Genomic DNA, 20,395 nt, shown 5'->3' with positions numbered 1-20,395 from the left:
ATGACAGCCCTACACAGCACACTGCACGACATCTACGACGAGGTCGCCCGGCGCAATCCCGGTGAGGTGGAGTTTCACCAGGCCGTCTACGAGGTGCTCAACAGCCTCGGACCGGTGGTCGAGAAGCACCCCGACTACGTCGACAGCGCGGTGATCCGCCGGTTGTGCGAGCCCGAACGCCAGATCATCTTTCGGGTGCCCTGGCTCGACGACACCGGCACCGTGCAGATCAACCGCGGCTTCCGGGTCGAGTTCAATTCCGCGCTCGGGCCGTTCAAGGGCGGTCTGCGGTTCCATCCCTCGGTGTACCTCGGGATCGTGAAGTTCCTCGGTTACGAACAGATCTTCAAGAACTCGCTGACCGGCCTGCCGATCGGCGGCGGCAAGGGTGGCTCGGACTTCGATCCCAAGGGCCGCTCCGACGGCGAGATCATGCGGTTCTGCCAGTCCTTCATGACCGAGCTCTATCGGCACCTCGGGGAGTACACCGACGTGCCCGCCGGCGATATCGGTGTCGGCATGCGTGAGATCGGTTACCTGTTCGGCCAGTACAAGCGCATCACAAACCGCTACGAGTCCGGGGTGTTCACCGGCAAGGGGCTGACCTGGGGCGGATCCCAGGTGCGCACCGAGGCCACCGGATACGGCACGGTGTTCTTCGTCGACGAGATCCTGCGAGCGAACGGACAGTCTTTCGACGGCAAGCAGGTGGTGGTGTCCGGGTCCGGCAATGTCGCGATCTACGCCATCGAGAAGGTGCACGAGCTGGGCGGCACCGTCGTCGCCTGCTCTGACTCCAGCGGTTACGTCCTCGACGAGAAGGGCATCGACCTCGACCTGCTCAAGGAGGTCAAGGAACTGCACCGCGGCAGGATCGCCGACTACGCCGACGTCCGCGGCGGCGCGACCTTGGTGACATCTCGCAGCGTGTGGGAGGTGCAGTGCGATATCGCGTTGCCCTGCGCCACCCAGAACGAACTGACCGGTGACGACGCGGCCCTGCTCATCGGTTCGGGCTGCCAGATCGTCGCTGAGGGCGCCAACATGCCGTGCACTCCGGAGGCCGTGAAGTGCTTCGAGGCCGCGGGCGTGACCTTCGCGCCCGGTAAGGCCGCCAACGCCGGCGGCGTAGCCACCAGCGCGCTGGAGATGCAGCAGAACGCCTCGCGAGACTCCTGGACGTTCGAGGACACCGAAGCCCGGCTGTCGGAGATCATGCGCCGGATCCACGACCGGTGCCTGTCCACCGCCGACGACTACGGGCAGCCGGGCAATTACGTGGCCGGCGCCAACATCGCCGGATTCATCCGGGTCGCCGATGCGATGCTTGCCTTGGGCTTGGTCTAAGTGATCTGAACCACACCGCGGGCGTGCGTGTCACAACCCCGCAGTGCGTGGTGTCTGAAGGGCATAAGCCTCTCGGAAAAGGAGACACCATGACCGCACCACGCACCCATGTCGTCGTCATCGGCGGTGGCTACGCCGGAGTGATCGCGGCCAATCATCTGCGGTTGCGTCCCGATGTGGAGATCACCCTGGTCAACCCCCGCCCAGAGTTCGTCGAACGGATCCGGCTGCACCAGTTGGTCACCGGTTCCGACGACGCTACGCATGCCTATGCCGACATCCTCGGTGCCGGCATCGCGCTGGTGGTCGATGCAGCGACCCGTATCGACACCGCGGCGCGACAGGTCGAGCTCTTCAGTGGCCGGCCACTGCCCTACGACTACTTGATCTACGCAGTCGGCAGTGGCTCGGCCCAACCGGCTGTGCCCGGCGCCGACGAATTCGCTTATCCCATAGCCGATCTCGAGGAAGCGCAGCGGCTGACCGCGAAGCTGGCCGACCTGCACTACGGCGCGCCGGTGTGCGTGGTCGGCGCCGGCCCGACCGGTATCGAGACCGCTGCCGAGCTGGCCGAGCAGGGCCGGACCGTCACGCTGGTGTGCGGCGCCGTGCTCGGCCCGTACCTGAGCACGCCGGGCCGGCGGTCAGTGGCCAAGCGGCTACGCAAGCTCGGCGTCGAGATCGTCGATGGACCGCAGGCCATGGTGACCGCGGTGGCCGCCGACGCGGTGACCCTCGGCGACGGACGCCGGCTGGCCAGCCACGTGACGATCTGGACCGCCGGGTTCGGCGTGCCCGATCTGGCGAGCAGATCCGGGCTGCGCACCGACACGATCGGCCGGCTGCTCACCGACGAGACCCTGACCAGCGTCGACGATGCCCGGATCGTGGCCGCCGGGGATGCTTCCGCGCCGTCCGGCCAGCCGCTGCGGATGAGCTGCCAGGCCGCGATCCCACTGGGCGCCCAAGCCGCCAACACCGTGTTGGCCCGTATCGCCGGCGAGCAGCCCGCCGTGATCAGCCAGGCGTTCACCGGACAGTGCATCAGCCTGGGCCGGGCCGGCGCCACCATCCAGATCGCCCGGACCAACGACGTCCCGCTGCCGCTGTACCTCGGCGGGCGCACCGCGGCGGCGATCAAGGAGGCGGTCTGCAACGGCACGGTCAGCTTCCTGCGCCGTGAGGCCCGTAAGCCCGGGTCGTATTTCTGGCTCAAGGGCGGCGGCAAGCGGCCCGCACCCGAGGCGGTGCAGACGCCGTGACCGCGACCGACGAACACGCCGACCGGTTCACCCTGCTGCGGCCCCTGCTGTTCACCATCGCCTATGAGATCCTCGGCTCGGCAACCGAAGCCGACGACGTCTTGCAGGACAGCTATTTACGCTGGGCGGCAGTCGATGTGGATGAGGTCCGGGATACCAAGGCCTACCTGGCTCAGCTGGTCACCCGCCAGGCGCTGAACACGCTGCGCTCGCAGGCCCGCCGCCGGGAGGACTACATCGGCCCGTGGCTGCCCGAACCGCTGCTGCTCGACGAGCGCGACGCCGCCGCCGACGTGGTGCTCGCCGAATCGGTGTCGATGGCGATGCTGGTGGTGCTGGAGACACTGACGCCGGACGAGCGCGCGGTGTTCGTCCTGCGCGAGGTGTTCGGCTTCAGCCACGACGAAATCGCCGATGCGGTCGGCAAATCCACGGCCGCGGTGCGCCAGATCTCACATCGTGCCCGCGAACACGTACACGCGCGGCGGCGCCGCTTCGAACCCGTGAGCCCGCAGCAGTCCGAGCAGATCACCCTGCAGTTCCTGGCGGCGGCGGCGACCGGTGACGTCACGGGGCTGATGAGCATGCTGGCACCCGATGTGGCGTTCACCTCCGACAGCGACGGCAAGGCCAGCGCCGCCCGCCGCCCGATTCTGGGCCAGGACAAGGTCGCCAGGTTCATCATCGGGCTGTTTCGCCAGGCGACGCCGGAACACCGGATCGAAAGCGCGAACTACAACGGAGCGCCTGCGCTGGTGATCTATCGCGGCAACGTGCCCGAGTCGGTGATGATGGTCGAGATCACCGACGGGACGATCACCAATTTCTACGCGATGCGCAACCCGGAGAAGCTCGCCGCCGTCACCGTGCGCAGGGAGATCAGCCGCTGACGCCTTTGCGTCTGCCGGCCGCAGCCGTCAGGCTATGGCGATGCGCATCGACCGGCTCGGCGACCTCGGCACCGCCGCCGAGGTGCTGCGCGCCGTAGCCGGCGCCGCCGCACAGCGGCGGCTGCCGCCTCCGGCCGCGCTGACCGGCGACTGGTTTGGCTCAGCGGCGGTGATCGCCCCCACCGTGCCGGTGCGGGCGATCACCCCCGCCGGCGCGTTCGCCGTGCCACCCGGCGATCGCGGAGATGCGGTCGGCGGTGGGTGGATCGGCTACCTGGCCTACCCCGACGCCGCTGCCGACGGCGCGCCGCCGCGGATACCCGAGGCGGCAGGCGGCTGGACGGACAGTGTGCTGCGCCTGGACCGCGACGGCTGCTGGTGGCACGAAAGTCTCACCGCCGCACCGATCGCGGCGTGGGTGGCCGACGCGCTGTCGGATCCCCCGCCGCTCGATTCCTACGAAATCGACTGGGAAGAACCCGATTTCGCATGCCACCAAGACGGCGTGGCGGCCTGTCTGGCGGCGATCGGCGCCGGCGAGGTCTACCAGGCCTGCGTGTGCACGCAATTCACCGGAACCCTGCGCGGCTCGTCATTGGCGTTCTTCGCCGATGCGGTCACCCGAACCACTCCGGCGCGAGCCGCCTACCTGGCCGGCGATTGGGGTGCGGTGGCCTCGCTGTCACCGGAGCTGTTCATCCGCCGGGTCGGCGACGAGGCGACGTCCAGCCCGATCAAGGGAACGCTGCCGCTGCACCGTCCGCCCGCCGAGCTGCTGGCGTCGGCCAAGGATGTCGCCGAGAACATCATGATCGTCGATCTGGTGCGCAACGACCTGGGCCGCGTCGCCGACACCGGGACCGTCACGGTGCCCGAACTGCTGACGGTCCGGGCGGCGCCGGGGGTGTGGCATCTGGTGTCGACGGTGGCGGCCACCGTGCGCCGCGAGGTTTCCAACGCGGAGCTGCTGGCCGCGACGTTCCCGCCCGCATCGGTCACCGGAACACCGAAAGGTCGTGCCCGTCAACTGCTTTCACAGTGGGAGCCGCGGCGGCGCGGGGTGTACTGCGGCACCGTCGGCATGGCGTCGCCGATCGCGGGGACCGAGCTGAATGTGGCGATCCGCACCGTCGAGTTCGACGCCGACGGCGCGGCCGTGCTCGGCGTCGGGGGCGGGATCACCGCCGACTCCGACCCGAAAGCCGAATGGCAGGAATGCCTGCACAAGGCCGCTGCAGTGGTCAGTCACGCTGGGTCACGCGCGCGCAGCACCGCGTCGTAGAGCTCACGCCGCGACGGCGCCCCCGGATGGGCCTGGATCACCTGGCCGCAGGCGTCCTTGACCCGCATCCCATCAGCCACAAGGGCGTCGACCTCGGCGACCAGCGTCGGCAGATCGGTGGTCGGCACCGCGCCGGCCAGCACCACCGTGATCTCGCCGAGCACCTTCTCGTCGGCCCATGCCGCGAGCTCGGCCAGCGTGCCGCGCAGGATCTCCTCGTGCACCTTCGTCAGCTCCCGGCAGACCACCGCGCGCCGTTCCCCGCCGAGTTCGTCGACGGCGTCGCGCAGGCAGTCGGCCAGCCGCCGCGGTGATTCGAAGAACACACAGGTCCGCTGCTCGGCGGCCAAGGCGGCCAGCCACGTCCGGCGTGCCGACTGCTTGCGCGGCGCGAACCCCTCGAAACAGAACCGGTCGGAGGCCAGCCCGGAAACCGCCAGCGCCGTGGTGACCGCGGACGGGCCGGGCAGGCAACTCACCTGTAGGCCTTCCTCGACGCAGGCCGTCACCATGCGATAGCCGGGATCGTTGATCAGCGGCATGCCGGCATCGCTGACCACCAGCACGGTGGCGCCGGCCTTGATGTCGTCGATGAGCGCGGGCACCCGGGCCGCTTCGTTCTGGTCGAACAGGCTGACCACTCGCCCGCCGATCCGCACGCCCAGCGACTGGGCCAGGGTGCGCACCCGCCGGGTGTCCTCGGCGGCCACCACATCGGCGGTGGACAGGGCGTCGAGCAGCCGTTTCGAGGCGTCGCCCGGCTGGCCAAGGGGTGTGGCGCCGAGCAGCAGTCTCCCGGCACCCCCCGACGGGCCGGAGCGAAGCGACTCGGGGATCGACACCGGGACAGAATACGATCGCATGCGATGACCACGACAGCCGATGACCTGGAGGCGCATCAGCGCCACGCGCCCGTCATCAGCCCTGGGCCGCTGGTGCCGGTCGCCGACTTCGGGCCGGTCGACCGCATCGAGGGCTGGGTGGCCACCGCCATCATCACCGCGCTGGCCGCGCTGACCAGGCTGATGAACCTCGGGTCGCCGACCGATGGCGGCACCCCGATCTTCGACGAGAAGCACTACGCTCCCCAGGCCTGGCAGGTGCTGCACAACTACGGCGTCGAGGACAACCCCGGCTTCGGGCTCGTGGTGCACCCGCCAATGGGCAAGCAGCTCATCGCATTCGGTGAGGCACTGTTCGGCTACAACGGCGTGGGCTGGCGGTTCACCAGCGCGGTGTTCGGCGTGGTGCTGGTCCTGCTGGTGGTGCGCATCGTCCGGCGGATCAGCCGCTCAACGCTGGTCGGCGCCGTCGCCGGGCTGCTGCTGATCGCCGACGGGGTGAGTTTCGTGGCGGCGCGCACCGCGCTGCTGGACAGCTTCCTGACGTTGTTCGCGGTCGCGGCGTTCGGCGCCTTGATCGTCGACCGTGATCAGATGCGCGAGCGAATGCACAATGCGCTGTTGGAAGGCCGCATTGCCGAGACACCGTGGGGTCCGCGCCTCGGCGTGCGGTGGTGGCGCTTCGGTGCGGGCGTGCTGCTGGGCCTCGCGTTGGCCACGAAGTGGTCGGGGCTGTACTACATCGTGTTCTTCGGCGCGATGTCGCTGGCATTCGACATCGCCGCACGCCGGGCCTACCGGGTGCCCAGGCCGTGGTTCGGCGCGATCCGGCGCGATCTGGGACCGACCGCCTACGTCTTCTTGGCGATCCCGTTCGCGGTGTACCTGGCCTCGTATGCGCCGTGGTTCTCCTCGGAGACGGCGGTCAGCCGCTACGAGGTCGGGCAGTCGATCGGCGAGCGGGAGTGGTACCAGCCACCAGACGCGATCCGGTCACTGTGGCACTACACCTACAAGGCGTATCACTTCCACTCCACGCTGACGAACGCGAACGGCAACCACCATCCGTGGGAGTCCAAGCCGTGGACGTGGCCGATGTCGCTGCGGCCGGTGCTTTATGCCATCGACAACCAGAACGTGCCCGGTTGCGGAGCGGCCTCCTGCGTCAAGGCGGTGATGTTGGTCGGCACGCCCGCGATGTGGTGGCTGGCCGTGCCGGTGTTGGTGTATGCGGTGTGGCGGGCGTTCGTCCGCCGCGACTGGCGCTACGCGGTGGTGCTCACCGGCTACGGCGCGGGATTCCTGCCCTGGTTCGCCGACATCGACCGGCAGATGTACTTCTTCTACGCCGTGCCGATGGCGCCCTTCCTGGTCATGGCGATCGCGCTGATCCTCGGCGACATCCTGCACTCGCCCAACCAGAATGCCGAACGACGAACGCTCGGGCTGATCGTGGTGAGCTGTTATGTCGCGCTGGTGATCACCAACTTCGCCTGGCTGTACCCGGTGCTGACCGGCGTCCCGATCTCGCAGTCGACGTGGAACATGGAGATCTGGCTGCCCAGCTGGCGCTAGCCGATTATCCACAGCGCGAAATCGACACCAGGGTCGTGATGAAGGAGAATTCCACAGCCCTGAAGGCGTTTTCGCCGCCTCGATCACAGGTTTGTCGGCCCCGCAGCACAGCATGCAGACATGTCGTCACCGTTCAGCGGAAGCACAGCGATCGCCAGTGGCCTGCTCACGCGAGGTCAGCTGCGCTGGAACTACACCGCAATACATCCTGACGTGTACGTCCCCAAGGGATCCGAACGCACCCTCGACGTACGTACCCGAGCAGCAGCACTGTGGGTTCCAGACGGCATCGTCGCCGGCAGGGCAGCGGCCGCTCTGCACGGAGCATCGTGGGTTGGCGCGTCTACACCCGTCGAGCTCATCGGACGTGCCCGCCGCCGCCAAGCCGGCGTCATCGTGCGCGAGGACCGCATCCGCTCCGACGAACTCATGCCGCACGGCGATTTGGTCGTCACGACACCGCAGCGCACCGCACTCGACCTTGCTCGTCACCTACCGAGGGCCGAAGCCGTCGCCCACCTCGACGCGCTCGCGGCGGCCACCGGAATCAAACCCGCTGACGTGCTCTCGCTTGCCGACCGCTACCCGGGCGCACGCGGGGTCCGACGAGCCCGCGCCGTCGCGCCGCTCACCGACCCCGGCGCCCAGTCACCACGGGAATCCTGGTTGAGGCTGTTGTTGATCGACGCGGGGTATCCCCGCCCCGTCACTCAGATTCCGGTCTCCGATGGCTACACAACGGCGTTCGTCGACCTCGGGTGGGACGAGCCGAAGATCGGGCTCGAGTACGAGGGCGCGCACCACCAGTCGGATCGCAGTCAGTTCGTGCGGGACATCGGCCGTCACGACATGCTCGAAGAGCTGGGCTGGCTGATTGTGCGCGTGGTCAAGGAACACAGCCGCGCCTACATCCTTCGGCGAGTGCACGACGCATTCAACCGCCGGCGGATTTCCCTCGCGAGATCTGCCTGAGGGTCACGATCTGGCCCTGCCGACAGCCATGGTGTCGATCTCGGCCAAATCGGCGCTAGAGACCCAGCAGCGGCTTCAGTTGCTCGGCGATCGCGGTGACCCCACCGGGCTGGTAGCCGTTGATCGTGGCCGCGGACAAGATGACACCGCCGACACCGGCGTCGAGCACCTTTGTCTTGATCTGATCGGCGATCTGATCCGGGCTACCGAAGACGGCCTGCTGCCTGAACTCCTCCGGGATCATGTCGGCGGTGATGTTCTCGTCGATGAGCGCGATGGCGAGCACGCTGGTCTCCAAGGTGGCCGGATCGCGGCCGATCTCCTCGCAGCGGTCCTTGACCACCGCGACCTTGCGGGGCAGCTCATCGAAGCCGGCAATGATGTTCAGGTGGTCGAAGTACTTGGCGGCCAACGGAATGGTTTTCTTCTCCCCGCTGCCGCCGATCATCAGCGGGATGTGGTCGCGGAAGCGGGGATTGGCGAACGCCTCCTGGGTCCGGTAGTACTTGCCGTCCACGGTCACCCGCTCGCCGCGCAGCATCGGCAGGATGATCTCCAGTGCCTCGCCGAGCTTGTTGAACCGGTCGGTGAAGGTGCCGAATTCGTAGCCCAGTGAGTCGTGCTCGAGCTCGAACCAGCCGGTGCCGATACCGAGGACGGCCCGGCCCTGGCTCATCACGTCGAGGGTGGTGATCTCCTTGGCCAGCAGGGCCGGGTTGCGGTAGGTGTTTCCGGTGACCAGCGTGCCGAGCTGAACCCGGTTCGTCACCGTCGCCAAGCCGCCGAGGGCCGTATAGGCCTCCAGCATCGGCTCCTCCGGCGCACCCAAGCCGGGCAGTTGGTAGAGGTGGTCCATCACGAAGACAGAGTCGAAGCCGGCCGCTTCGGCCTCCTGCGCCTGCGCGATCACCGTCGGGAAGAGCTCGGCGACGCCGGTGCCGTACGAGAAGTTGGGGATCTGAAGTCCGAGTTTGATTGCCACGGGGTTTACGTAACCACGACTAACCGGGGCGTGCGCCCCGTTTCACTCTCCGCGAACCTGGGAATATCGCCGGGCCGTAAGGTCGGGGCCATGAAAAGCCGCGCCGCGATTGTCCGCGAGGTGGGCGGCGCCTGGTCGGTCGAGGACTTCGAGCTCGATTCCCCGCGCGCCGGTGAGGTGCTGGTTCAGCTGGCGGCAGCCGGCCTCTGTCATTCCGACGACCACATCCGCAACGGCTTCATGTCGCCGCCCGGCGCCCCGCGAACCCGGCCACCGACCATCGGCGGTCATGAAGGTTCGGGCGTCGTTGTCGAGGTCGGACCTGACGTCGCCGGGCTCGCTGCCGGCGACCACGTGGTGACCTCGTTCGTCGCGGTGTGCGGGCACTGCCGCTGGTGCGCCTGCGGCAGGGAATACCTGTGCGACAAGGGCGCCGGGGTCCTGATCCCGGGTATGCCCACCGACGGCACGTTCCGCCACCACACCCTCGACGGCCAGGACGTCGGGCACACGTCCAAGATCGGCGCCTTCGCCGAACACACGGTGGTCGCGGCCGATTCGCTGGTCAAGATCGATCCGGGCATCCCACTGGTGCCCGCCGCACTGCTGGCGTGCGCGATCCCCACCGGGTACGGCTCATCGGCGCACCGCGGCAACGTGCGCGGCGGCGACACCGTCGTCGTGATCGGCGCGGGCGGGATCGGCACGGCCGCCATCCAGGGGGCGCGGATCAACGGCGCGACGACGATCGTGGCTGTGGATCCCCTTGAGAACAAGCGCAAGTCGGCGACCGAATTCGGTGCGACGCACACCGCGGTGTGGGCGTGCGACGCCGTCGATCTGATCCGGGACCTGACTCGTGGAGTGATGGCGGACTGCGTGGTCGTGGCCCCGTCCGATATCACCGGCGACGACGTGCGCGACGCGCTGGCGCTCACCCGCAAGGGCGGCACCTGTGTGCTGACCGGGATGGCGCCCGCTGGCGGGCTACCCGTACATCTGGACATCCAGGACCTCGTGCTGATGAACAAGACCCTGTGCGGAACGGTGTTCGGGTCGTGCAATCCGCGCTCCGAGATCCCCTTACTGGCAGGCATGTACACCGCCGGCCAGCTGCGTCTCGACGAGATGATCACCCGCCGCTACCGTCTCGACGACATCAACACCGCGTTCGACGACCTGCTCCGCGGCGACCTGGTCCGCGGCGTCATCGACTTCGGGATCACCTGAGCCCCATGGTCTCTCCGCTATCGGGTATCCGGGTGCTCGAGATCGGCGACCGCATCGCCACCGCCTACTGCGGCAAGCTCCTGCGCGATGCCGGCGCCGACGTGGTGATGGTCGAACCACCTGCCGGTCACCGGCTACGGCGGTATCGACCGGCCGGCGTGCAGGAGTCTGCCGGTGACGCCCCATTCTTTTCGTTCCTGGCCGGCGGCAAACGCAGTATCACCAGCCCGACGATTCCGTCCGAGTTGCTCGACTCGGCCGATATCGTGATCCTCGGTGCGACGCCGGCAGAAGCGGCCGCGATGGGACTCAGCGGCGACGAAATCGCCTGCTGCACGGCACCGGTGATCACCGTCTCGGATTTCGGGTGGACCGGCCCCTGGACCGACGTGCCTGCCACCGAGTTCACCCTGCAGGCGTGGTGCGGATCGACCGGCTCCCGGGGCGAGCCCGAGCGCCCGCCGATCGCCGTCGGCGGCGACCTGGGCGAGTTCATCGCAGGCAGCTACGCCGCCTTCTTCGCACTCGTCGCCCACCGCGGCGGCGGATCGTTCGACCTGTCGGTCCTGGAGTCGATGACCACCTCGATGCAGGTGTTCTCCTGGCTGCGTAAGGAACTGATGCTGCTGGAGGTCCTCGGTCGGTCCATCGAAGTACCGTCGGTCGAACGCGCCGCAGACGGCTATGTCGGCATCTCGATGGCCACCGGTCAGCAGTGGCAGGACTTCTGCGCGATGGTCGAGTGCCCCGACCTGGCTGATGTCCCCGAGCTGCGTTTCCAAGTCGGCCGGTGGGAACAGCGCGATCTCATCCGGGCGCGCACGGCCGAGTTTTTCGCCACGCACACTGTCGCCGAGATCGTCGAGCTGGCCGCACTGTTCCGCATTCCGATGACGGCCATCGGTAACGGCGAAACGCTGGCCGGCATGGATCATTTCATCGAGCGTGTTTCGTTCCTGGACCACCCCAGCGGATTCCGGGCACCCCGGCCACCGTGGCGGATGACCAGCACACCCGCGCTGCCACCGGCCCTGCCGCCAGCGCTCGGTGCCGAATCCACCGCGGCCTGGCCGCCCCGTGAATCCCCCGTCGAGCGCACGGGTCTGCCGCTGGACGGCGTCCGGATCGTCGACCTGACCGCGTTCTGGGCCGGCCCGACCGCCACCCATCTGCTGGCGATGCTTGGCGCCGACGTGGTGAAGATCGAATCCGTGCAACGTCCGGACGGCATGCGCTTCGCCGGCGGGTTCCGTGCGGACGTCGAACAGTGGTGGGAATACAGCTGGGTGTTCCACGGCGTGAACTCCGGCAAGCGCTCGATCACGCTGGATCTCGGATCCGAGGAAGGCAGAACGCTTTTCGGCCGGATGGTCGCCGAGGCCGATGTGGTGGTCGAGAACTTCACCCCCCGGGTCATGGAGAACTTCGGTCTGAGCTACGCCCAGCTACGCGAATTCAACGAGCAGATCATCGAGGTCCGCATGCCGGGGTTCGGGCTCGACGGGCCCTGGCGCGACCGGGTCGGGTTCGCGATGACGATGGAACAGCTCGCCGGACTGGCCTGGCTCACCGGATATCCCGACGGCCTGCCCACCGCACCGCGAGGTGCGTGTGATCCGCTGGCCGGGGTGCACGCCGCCTTCCTCACCCTCGCGGCCCTGGAACATCGGCGCCGCACCGGGCAGGGTCAGCTGGTCGAGCTGCCGATGATCGACGTGGTGCTCAACGCCAGCGCGCTACAAGTCATCGAGCACGACGCCGCCGGGGTGCTGCTGACCAGGCGAGGCAACCGCGGGCATGAATTCGCCGTCCAGAACGTCTACGCCTGCGCTGGCGAGGATCAGTGGATCGCGGTCAGCCTTCGCCACAAGGCCGACTGGGAAGCCATCAAAGATGTTCTCGGCCAACCAGTATGGGCGCATGATGTCGGATACGACGATGACACCGCTGACCACATCGACGGCCACCTCGCCGACTGGTTCACCAACCAGCCCCGCGACGGCGCCGTCGCCACGCTACTCGCCGCGGGCATACCGGCCGCCCCGGTCGTACAGCCGCCCGACGTCATCGACAACCCCGCGCTGCAGGCCAGGGGGTTCTTCCAGACGGTCACCCACCCGCTGTGCGGTCCGCTGCCCTACCCGCGACCGCCGGTCACCGGGCGCTTCGTGGCCAGTGCCGCCCCACTGCTGGGGCAGCACAATGCCGAAATCCTGGGCGGATCACTGGGATTGACGGTTCAGGACCTGGCTCGCCTGGAAGACGGCAAGGTCATCGGATCTTGGCCACTGGGACTTTGACCGCCCGGACGGTGGATCCAGTCGCGGGGCCGCACGCGCCGGGTACGCCGCGCATACTCGAGCTCGTTGTACGGCCACTGCGTGACGATGCGGCCGGTCGGTGAGCGAAAGTAGCTGCCGCACTGCGTCCACACCGTGTGCTCGAGTTCGGCCGAGATCTCCTCGTTGAACCGCCGCTCGGCTTCCGGTCGTACCTCCAGCGTGCCGCCCTTACGGGCGAGCCGGCCCACCCCGTCGGCAACCAGCCGGGCCCCGGCCTCCAGGATGTAGACGATCGAATTGCCGCCCTGATTGGTGTTGGGACCGTAGAGCATCAAGAAATTGGGGAACCCGCTGACGGCGACGCCGAGGTAGGCGCTGGGGTCCTCCCCCCAGCGCTGGTGCAGAGACTGCCCGTCCACGCCGGTCACCTCGATACCGGCCAGATAGTGGTTGGTCTGGAATCCGGTGGCCAGCACAATCACATCGACGTCGGTCACCGATTGAGCTGTGCACACTCCGGTCTCGGTGACCTTGTCGATGGGCTCGGTCACCAGCACAACGTTGTCCTGTTGCAATGCGGTGTAGTAATCGCTGCCGAGCAGGACCCGCTTACAGCGGAACGGGTAGTCGGGCGTCAACGCCGCACGCAGGCTGTCATCGGCGACGGTGCGGTGCAGGAACTCCGCTGCGATGCCCTGCCGGCCGGCAACCAGTGGATCGTCGACACGCAACGCGGTGTTGTCGTGCTGTTCCTTCCACAACCGCCAGCGTTCGCGGCGTGCCGCCCACCGGCTGCGGCGGAATCGATCGAGCTCGTCGCCGGTGAACGCGCGGTCGTCCTTGGGCACCATCCACGGCGGAGTGCGCTGGAAGATCGTCACCTCGGCGGCGATCTCGACGATTTCCGGAACGACCTGAACCGCACTGGCTCCCGTGCCGACGACCGCCACCCGGCGATCGGTGAGGTCGGCGCTGCGATCCCACCGGGAGGTGTGCATGATCGAACCGCCGAAGTCGGTCAGGCCGTCGATCTCAGGCAGCTTCGGCTCCCCGAACAGGCCCACCGCACTGACCACCACGTCGGCGGAGTACGCGGAAGCGCCTCCCGTGGTGACCGATTCGAGCCCGAGGTCCCACTCCGTGGTGCCCGCATTCCAGCGGATGCTCCGTACGGCGGTGTTTGTCAGCAGGTGCCGGTTCAGGTCGAAGTCCTGGGCCACCGACTCCAGGTAGGCCAGGATCTCGGGTTGTCGAGCGTAGGTGCGGCTCCAGTTCCGATTCGGTGCGAAGGAGAACGAATAGAGGTGGCTCTGGATATCGCATGCCGCACCGGGATAGGTGTTCAGCCGCCAGGTTCCGCCCACCCCGTCACAGCGTTCGATGATCACCAGATCGTCGACACCGATGCGCCGCAACGCGACCGCCGCGGCCAGGCCGCCGAACCCGGCACCGATGATGGCCACCCTCGGCGCGGGACGCCGGCGCACAGCCGCACGCAGCCGCCCCGTCAGGTACCGCTTCTTCATCAACGGCCGCCGCGGCCGATGTCGAGACCGTCCAGCGTGCCGGCGTCTCGCCACGCCGCCAGGATGTCGGCGTATTCGGTGGGCGCTCCGTAGAAGAAGCTGCCCTGCCGCGTCGTCGCGTTGGCCTGCCCCTCCCGGTTGTAATACCCGGGTGTGCACGACCGGGCGCGGTCCGCGGTACCCGCCGACCTGCCGACCACGGTGTCGACCCAGCCGTCTTCGGCGGCGGTGGTCGCCTCGAGCCGGGTGACGTCGCGGGCCAGTGCCTCGGCGATGATCCACGCGACGTGAGACGCCTGGACATCGAGCAGGTAAGGGAAGTTCACCGTAAACCCGGACTGCGCAATGCTTTCGATGAACAGGTTGGGAAACCCCGCTACCAGCAGCCCGTGCAGTGTACGCACCCCGTCGCGCCACTTGTTGGTCAGCGTGAGTCCGTCGCGGCCGACAATTTCGAAGCCCGTTCGGCGCGCGTACTCGGTGCCGACCTCGAACCCTGTCGCGAAGATCAGGCAGTCGATGTCGTGCTCGACGCAAGCGACCACGACACCGCGTTCGGTGATGCATTGCACGCCATGGCCACCGGTGTCCACCAGAGTCACGTTGGGCCGGTTGAACGTGGCCAGGTAGTCGTCGTGAAAGCACGGCCGCTTACAGAAGTAGCCGTACCAGGGTTTGAGTGCCTCCGCGGTGTCCGCATCGGTGACGATGGCGTCCACCCGGGCACGGACCTCTTCCATCTTCGCGAAATCGGCCAGCTCGCCATCCCGCATCACCAGCAGGGTCTTGGTGATGCTGGTCCAGGCGTCGGCCACCAGATCCTCGTCGGCCTCACCGCCTGCGGTCAGTTGTTGGAAGTTCTCGATGCGGCGGCGCTGCCAGCCGGGAGTCAGGCCCGCAGCCCACTGCGGGTCGGTCGGCTGGTTGTTGCGGACGTCGACCGACGACGGCGTGCGCTGGAACACCGAAAGATGGCCCGCCGCGCGCGCCAGGTGCGGTACGCACTGCACGGCCGTCGCACCTGTGCCGATGATGCCGATCCGCTTGTCGGCCAGCAACTCCAGATCTTCACCGGTGTAGTCATAGTCCCACCGGCTGGTGTGAAAGGTGTGCCCGGAGAACGCTGCGATTCCCGGAATGCCCGGCAGCTTCGGCTTCTGCAGGTAGCCATTGGCCATGGACACGAACCGGGCACGGATCGCGTCGCCGCGGTCGGTTTCCACAATCCAGCGTGACAGTTCCTCGTCCCAGCGGATCTGGCGGACCGCGGTGTGCAGGCAGGCATCCCGGTAGAGGTCGTAGTGTTCGGCGATGCGCTGGCAGTGCGCGAAGATCTCCGGGCCTTTGGCGTACTTCTCGGTCGGCAGGTAGCCGGTCTCCTCCAGCAGCGGCAGGTAGACGTAGGACTCGACGTCACAGGCGATGCCGGGGTAGCGGTTCCAGTACCAGGTGCCGCCGACGTCGGCGGCCTTGTCGATCAGCCGGATTCGCTGCACACCGAGTTCACGCAGCCGCGCCCCGGTCAGTAGGCCACCGAATCCGGCACCGATGATCGCGACGTCGACCTCATCGGTCAGCGGCTCGCGCGCGGCGGGTTCGCCCGACCACGGATCCTGCGCAAACCCGGCGAACTCCCCCGCTACCTCGACGTACTGGCCGACTCCGTCCGGGCGCAACCGCGCCTCGCGCTCGCGCGCGTATCGGGCGCGCAGCGCGTCGGGGTCGAAGGGCAGTCCGGTCACGTCGTCCGTACTATAAGTCCACAGCCGTCGCGATCACCTTGGTCTCGAGGTATTCGGAGAAGCCGGCCAGCCCCATCTCGCGGCCGTTGCCCGACTGCTTGTAACCCCCGAACGGGGCATCAGCCGAATACCACACTCCCCCATTGACGCTGACCGTGCCGGTCCGCAGTCGTGCCGCTACCCGGGCGGTGCGGTCCGGGTCGGTGCCCCACACCGCGGCGGACAGTCCGTACGGCGAGTCGTTGGCAATGCGGATCGCGTCGTCGTCCCCGTCGTGGGCCAGCACCACCAGCACCGGCCCGAAGATCTCCTCCCTGACCGTGCGCGCCGAGTTGTCCAATCCCCGTATGACTGTCGGCGCTATGAAGTAGCCCCGACTCAGACCGGCCGGCCGGCCCCCGCCGCAGGCGAATGAACCGCCTTCTGCCACAGCCAGATCCAGATAGCCCTGCACCCTCATCCGCTGGCGCGCCGAGATCAGCGGACCACAGACCGTGGCGGGATCGCTCGGGTCGCCGACCGGTACGCCGGCCATCGCCGCGGCGGCGGCCTCGACGGCGTCGTCGTAGCGATCGCGAGGTACCAGCAACCGGCTGGTGAACGCGCAGCCCTGCCCGGCGTGGCGCGAGACGGCCAGCGCGGCTGCGCCGCACGCACGCACCAGATCGGCGTCGTCGAGCACGACGAAGGCCGACTTGCCGCCGAGTTCGAGACAAACCTTGGTGATGGTCTGTGCCGCGCTGGCCATCACCGCCGCACCGGTGGCGGTCGAGCCGGTGAAGGACACCATGTCCACCCGGGCGTCTTCGCTCAGCCGTGCACCGACGCGCGGGTCGCTCGAGGTGACGATGTTGACGACACCTGGGGGAAAGTCGGTGTGCTCGGCGATGATTCGCCCGACGTGGGCGGCGCACCATGGCGTCTCCGGAGCTGGCTTGAGGACGACTGTGTTGCCGGCCGCCAGGGCGGGCCCGAGCTTGGCGAGGTTGATCTGGTGCGGGAAGTTGAACGGTGTGATCGCGCCGACGACACCGTAGGGCTCGCGCACAAGCGAACGTTCCGACGCAAAACCCATCGGCGAGGCGACACCGAGATTTGTTGTCCATGAATAATTTTCGGCGGCGTCTGCCGGGAACGACAGATCGTTGACCGGGCCCTGCAGGTGCGAACCGTGGGTGAAGGTGATCGGGGCGCCCACTTCGGCGACGGTGATCGCCCGCAGCTCCTCGATCTCAGCGTTCAGCGCGCAGCGCAGCTGGCGAAGACAATGCACGCGCAGCGCCACATCACGCGACCAGTCGGTGTCGTCGAAGGCCGACCGCGCCGCCCCGATCGCGGAGTCCATATCGGCGGCGTCACCGTCGGCGGCCGATCCGATCGGCTCTTCGGTGGCCGGGTTGATCGTGTCGAATGTGCCCGAGCCGCCGGCGACCAGACGTCCGTCGATCAGCAGCTCGGTCACAACGGATCCCGCGCGACCGGGCACGACATGCATCGCGGCCCGCCGCGTCCGGTACCGAGCTCGGAGGCCGAGATAGGCAAGACTTCGATGCCCGAATCCTGCAGTCGGGCGTTTGTTTCGGTATTGCGTTCATAGGCGACGACGACGCCTGGTGCGAGCGCCAGCGTGTTGTTGCCGTCGTCCCATTGCTCACGTTCGGCGGTTACCGGGTCCAGTCCGGTGTCGATGACCCGCAGCTGCTCGATTTCCATCGCCTCGGCAGCGGCTTTCAGGAACGGCGCCTCGTCGAGAATCGTCACGCCGTCGGGCGTGCGCTTGATGGTGAAAGCCGACAGCGAATCGCTGATAGCGGGATACATCACCACCGCGTCGACGTCGACCATGGTGCAGACGGTGTCCAGGTGCATCTGCGCCCGCGACTGGGCGATCGGCACGGCGAGCACCGTGTGCGCCAGACCGTCGTCGAACAGGCTGCGCGCCAGCGCTTCCGCACCAGCCGGGGTGGTGCGCTCCCCGACTCCCACGGCCACCACGCCGGGTGCGAGCAGCAGTACGTCGCCGCCTTCCACGGGCGCCGTGTGCGACTCGTAGGCGCGTCGGACGCCAAGGAAGCGCGGGTGGTGGGCATAGATCAGGTCGGTCAGCGAGGTTTCGCGCATCCGCGCCGGCAGCGCCAGCGAGGTGATCGCCACCCGCGGGCCGATCCAGAACGAGGAGTCGCGGGTGAACAGCAGATTGGGCAGCGGCTCGATGACGAAATCACCGCCGTGATGCATGCGCCGCACCAGCGACGTATCGGTCTTGGCGCCCGACGGCAGTTCGGTGAAGGTCATGCCCGCCGTGAGGACATGCGCCAGGGCCGCCGGTTCCAGACTCCGCAGGTATGCCGAAAGTTCCTGCGCCAGTGGCAATCCCAGGCGGCGCGCGTCGACGGCCGCGGCGATCCCCTGCATCCGGGCGGCGCCGCTGCTCAGCGCCTCGGTCAGCAGGTCCGACATCAGCAGCACTTCCACGCCGCGGGAACGCAGCAGTTCGGCGAACGCGTCGTGCTCGTCCTGGGCCCGGGACACCCAGGGCAGCCCGTCGAAGAGCAGCTTGTCATTGTTGCGCGGCGTCAGCCGTTGCAGTTCTGCGCCGGGACGGTGCAGTATGACGACCCGTAGCGTCCCGACCTCGGAGTTGGAGCCCAGCGTGGTGGCAGTCACACGTAGCACCGTAACAACAGGTCAGCCACCCTCAACTATCGTTGAGGTGTGACCGAGCAGGAACTGGCGCCCGGCGAGCTCGCCCAGCGGGCCGGCGTGGCGATTTCGGCACTGCACTTTTATGAACGCGAGGGGCTGATCAGCAGCCGCCGAACCTCGGGCAACCAGCGCCGCTACCCCCGCGACACCCTGCGCCGAGTGGCGTTCATCCGGATGTCCCAACGGCTCGGCATCCCCCTGGCCCGAGTCGCCGAGGCCCTGGCCACACTGCCGACCGACCGGGTACCGACCAGCCGCGACTGGGCAAAACTGTCGGCAGGCTGGCGGGACGATCTCGACGAGCGAATCGTGCACCTGCAGCGGTTACGCGACAACCTCGCCGACTGCATCGGCTGCGGTTGCCTGAGCCTGCGCAGCTGCGCGCTGTCCAATCCCGACGACGTGCTCGCCGGCCACGGACCCGGGGCGGCGAAACTGTAGATCTCACCCCATCGAACAGATGTGCGATATCCTCACTGGCGTGTCTGTGGTGGTTCAGGGCGCGCTGTTCGAGCACAGTGAGCGCCGCGACCTCGGCGCTGGTGCGTGGATCGACCTACGTTCGGCGTGGGTAGAAGATGCCGACGTGCTCTTCGAGGGTCTGCTGCGCGATACCCCGTGGCGCGCCGAACGACGGCAGATGTACGACCGGGTCCTGGACGTCCCCCGCCTGGTCAGCTTCCACGATCTGACCATCGAGCCGCCGCCGCACCCCGTCATCACCAAGCTGCGCCGTCGTCTCAACGACATCTACGGCGGCGAACTCGGCGAAGCGTTCACCACCGCCGGACTATGCCTGTACCGCGACGGCACCGATAGCGTGGCCTGGCACGGCGACACCATCGGCCGCAGCAACACCGAGGACACCATGGTCGCCATCGTCAGCCTCGGCGCCACCCGGGTGTTCGCGCTGCGTCCCCGCGGTGGCGGGCCGTCGCTGCGGCTGCCGCAACACCACGGCGACCTTCTGGTGATGGGCGGCTCGTGCCAACGCACCTGGGAGCACGCGGTTCCCAAGACCGCACGACCGAGGGGACCGCGGATCAGCATCCAGTTCCGCCCGCGCGACGTGCGCTGAGCTCAGCTGCGAATGGCGCTGACGCCGGCAACGAGAAGGTCGCGGGCTCGCCCTGTGTTGACCGGCACGATCGGCTTGTCGGGCAGCACCAGCGGGTTGGCGCTGACGATCACTTGATAGACGCCGAAGTGGGCGGAGTAGTTGTAGGTCTCGCCGGTGCGCAGCTGATTGTTGACCATCGCCTGCAGGACTCGGTGCACGCCCAGCGTCTGGGTGCCGTCGATCTTTGGTGCGTCGACGATTTCGACCAAGCCGCGCATCCCCGAGCCGGTGAAAGTGACCTTCTGACAGTCGGGTCCGGGCTCGGTGACCGGCAGCGGCGAATTGGTTTCGACCGCGATGACGATGAAGCGGTTGCCCTCCCCTTGGGCGGAGACCGCGGCCATATTGCCCTGGGTGCCGGTCGGCACGAGTTGTCCGGCGGCGAATTTCGCGCAGGCGGGCGGGTCGAATGTCAGGCCGTCGGGCAGTTTCTGTCCGGCCAGCGATTGGGGATCGATCCCCATCTTGGCCGTCTCGGACACCGTGAATTCGGGACCGAAGCTGGACTTCAGTGTGGTCACCTTCGCAATGTCGGCTCGATCTTGGTCAGATCCGTCCGAACCACATGCGGCCGATAGCCCGGCACACAGAACTGCCACGAGCGCGCCGGGTTTCACCATCGTGGCCAATGTACCCA

General features: G+C 67.8%; 17 protein-coding genes. 10 read left to right on the top strand and 7 right to left on the bottom strand.

Annotated features, from left to right (window positions below; translation table 11 throughout):
- The 4 genes from gdhA to G6N38_RS16620 all read left to right on the top strand — a co-directional run bounded on the left by gdhA (position 1) and on the right by G6N38_RS16620 (position 4,781).
- Positions 1-1,347 carry an NADP-specific glutamate dehydrogenase gene (gene gdhA / locus G6N38_RS16635; RefSeq protein WP_163749217.1) on the top strand — a complete coding sequence of 449 codons (1,347 nt, stop codon included), beginning with the start codon at positions 1-3 and terminating at the stop codon, positions 1,345-1,347.
- Positions 1,348-1,436: 89 nt separating this feature from the next.
- A complete protein-coding gene (locus G6N38_RS16630; RefSeq protein ID WP_163749216.1) occupies positions 1,437-2,609 on the top strand; it encodes an NAD(P)/FAD-dependent oxidoreductase in 1,173 nt (390 codons plus the stop codon).
- Positions 2,606-3,499, top strand: a complete 894-nt coding sequence (locus tag G6N38_RS16625; RefSeq protein WP_163749215.1) for an RNA polymerase sigma-70 factor — start codon at positions 2,606-2,608, stop codon at positions 3,497-3,499. Before G6N38_RS16630 ends, G6N38_RS16625 begins: the two co-directional genes overlap by 4 nt.
- Positions 3,500-3,539: 40 nt before the next feature.
- On the top strand, positions 3,540-4,781 hold the full coding sequence (locus G6N38_RS16620) for an aminodeoxychorismate synthase component I (protein WP_163749214.1): 1,242 nt from the start codon (positions 3,540-3,542) through the stop codon (positions 4,779-4,781).
- On the opposite strand, the gene rsmI is transcribed toward G6N38_RS16620, so the two are convergent.
- Positions 4,745-5,623: a 16S rRNA (cytidine(1402)-2'-O)-methyltransferase gene (gene rsmI / locus G6N38_RS16615; protein WP_246227257.1), complete on the bottom strand. Its 879-nt coding sequence runs from the start codon at positions 5,621-5,623 to the stop codon at positions 4,745-4,747. The genes G6N38_RS16620 and rsmI overlap by 37 nt on opposite strands.
- A gap of 24 nt (positions 5,624-5,647) precedes the next feature.
- Between rsmI and G6N38_RS16610 the strand changes: the two genes are divergently transcribed.
- Together G6N38_RS16610 and G6N38_RS16605 are read left to right on the top strand one after the other, a co-directional pair.
- Positions 5,648-7,198: a dolichyl-phosphate-mannose--protein mannosyltransferase gene (locus G6N38_RS16610; RefSeq protein ID WP_163749213.1), complete on the top strand. Its 1,551-nt coding sequence runs from the start codon at positions 5,648-5,650 to the stop codon at positions 7,196-7,198.
- 120 nt (positions 7,199-7,318) lie between these two features.
- Entirely contained in the window at positions 7,319-8,170 is an 852-nt protein-coding gene (locus G6N38_RS16605) for a type IV toxin-antitoxin system AbiEi family antitoxin (protein ID WP_163749212.1), read from the top strand.
- Positions 8,171-8,225: 55 nt separating this feature from the next.
- Here the strand turns inward: G6N38_RS16605 and G6N38_RS16600 are convergent, their stop codons facing one another.
- Positions 8,226-9,152, bottom strand: a complete 927-nt coding sequence (locus tag G6N38_RS16600) for an LLM class F420-dependent oxidoreductase (protein ID WP_163749211.1) — start codon at positions 9,150-9,152, stop codon at positions 8,226-8,228.
- A 90-nt stretch (positions 9,153-9,242) separates the two neighbouring features.
- Here G6N38_RS16600 and G6N38_RS16595 point away from each other — a divergent pair, with 90 nt between their 5' ends.
- Together G6N38_RS16595 and G6N38_RS16590 are read left to right on the top strand one after the other, a co-directional pair.
- Entirely contained in the window at positions 9,243-10,382 is a 1,140-nt protein-coding gene (locus G6N38_RS16595) for a Zn-dependent alcohol dehydrogenase (RefSeq protein ID WP_163749210.1), read from the top strand.
- A gap of 5 nt (positions 10,383-10,387) precedes the next feature.
- A complete protein-coding gene (locus G6N38_RS16590; RefSeq protein WP_163749209.1) occupies positions 10,388-12,682 on the top strand; it encodes a CaiB/BaiF CoA-transferase family protein in 2,295 nt (764 codons plus the stop codon).
- Here the strand turns inward: G6N38_RS16590 and G6N38_RS16585 are convergent.
- The 4 genes from G6N38_RS16585 to arcA are packed head-to-tail and all read right to left on the bottom strand — an operon-like array spanning position 12,622 to position 18,599.
- The gene (locus G6N38_RS16585) at positions 12,622-14,190 is read right to left on the bottom strand and encodes a flavin-containing monooxygenase (protein WP_163749208.1); all 1,569 of its coding nucleotides are present in this window, start codon (positions 14,188-14,190) and stop codon (positions 12,622-12,624) included. The genes G6N38_RS16590 and G6N38_RS16585 overlap by 61 nt on opposite strands.
- The gene (locus tag G6N38_RS16580; protein ID WP_163749207.1) at positions 14,190-15,932 is read right to left on the bottom strand and encodes a flavin-containing monooxygenase; all 1,743 of its coding nucleotides are present in this window, start codon (positions 15,930-15,932) and stop codon (positions 14,190-14,192) included. Before G6N38_RS16580 ends, G6N38_RS16585 begins: the two co-directional genes overlap by 1 nt.
- A 10-nt stretch (positions 15,933-15,942) precedes the next feature.
- Positions 15,943-17,394 carry an aldehyde dehydrogenase gene (locus G6N38_RS16575; RefSeq protein WP_407662746.1) on the bottom strand — a complete coding sequence of 484 codons (1,452 nt, stop codon included), beginning with the start codon at positions 17,392-17,394 and terminating at the stop codon, positions 15,943-15,945.
- Positions 17,391-18,599 carry an arginine deiminase gene (gene arcA / locus G6N38_RS16570; RefSeq protein WP_163749205.1) on the bottom strand — a complete coding sequence of 403 codons (1,209 nt, stop codon included), beginning with the start codon at positions 18,597-18,599 and terminating at the stop codon, positions 17,391-17,393. The genes G6N38_RS16575 and arcA overlap by 4 nt, the downstream gene beginning before the upstream one ends.
- A 48-nt stretch (positions 18,600-18,647) precedes the next feature.
- Here arcA and soxR point away from each other — a divergent pair, with 48 nt between their 5' ends.
- Positions 18,648-19,079 (top strand): redox-sensitive transcriptional activator SoxR, encoded by a 432-nt coding sequence (gene soxR, locus G6N38_RS16565; protein WP_163749204.1) that lies wholly within the window; start codon positions 18,648-18,650, stop codon positions 19,077-19,079.
- Between the two features lie 40 nt (positions 19,080-19,119).
- Positions 19,120-19,716, top strand: coding sequence for an alpha-ketoglutarate-dependent dioxygenase AlkB (locus tag G6N38_RS16560; protein WP_179968399.1), 597 nt, complete (start codon positions 19,120-19,122; stop codon positions 19,714-19,716).
- 2 nt (positions 19,717-19,718) lie between these two features.
- Here the strand turns inward: G6N38_RS16560 and G6N38_RS16555 are convergent, their stop codons facing one another.
- Entirely contained in the window at positions 19,719-20,378 is a 660-nt protein-coding gene (locus tag G6N38_RS16555; RefSeq protein ID WP_163749202.1) for a DUF5642 family protein, read from the bottom strand.
- Positions 20,379-20,395 lie beyond the last annotated feature (17 nt).

The sequence above is a fragment of the Mycolicibacterium helvum genome, from assembly GCF_010731895.1.
In the GTDB taxonomy this organism is placed as follows: domain Bacteria; phylum Actinomycetota; class Actinomycetes; order Mycobacteriales; family Mycobacteriaceae; genus Mycobacterium; species Mycobacterium helvum.
The sequence above is the reverse complement of the archived record's forward strand: the minus strand, read 5'-3'. Positions and strand labels throughout refer to the sequence as shown.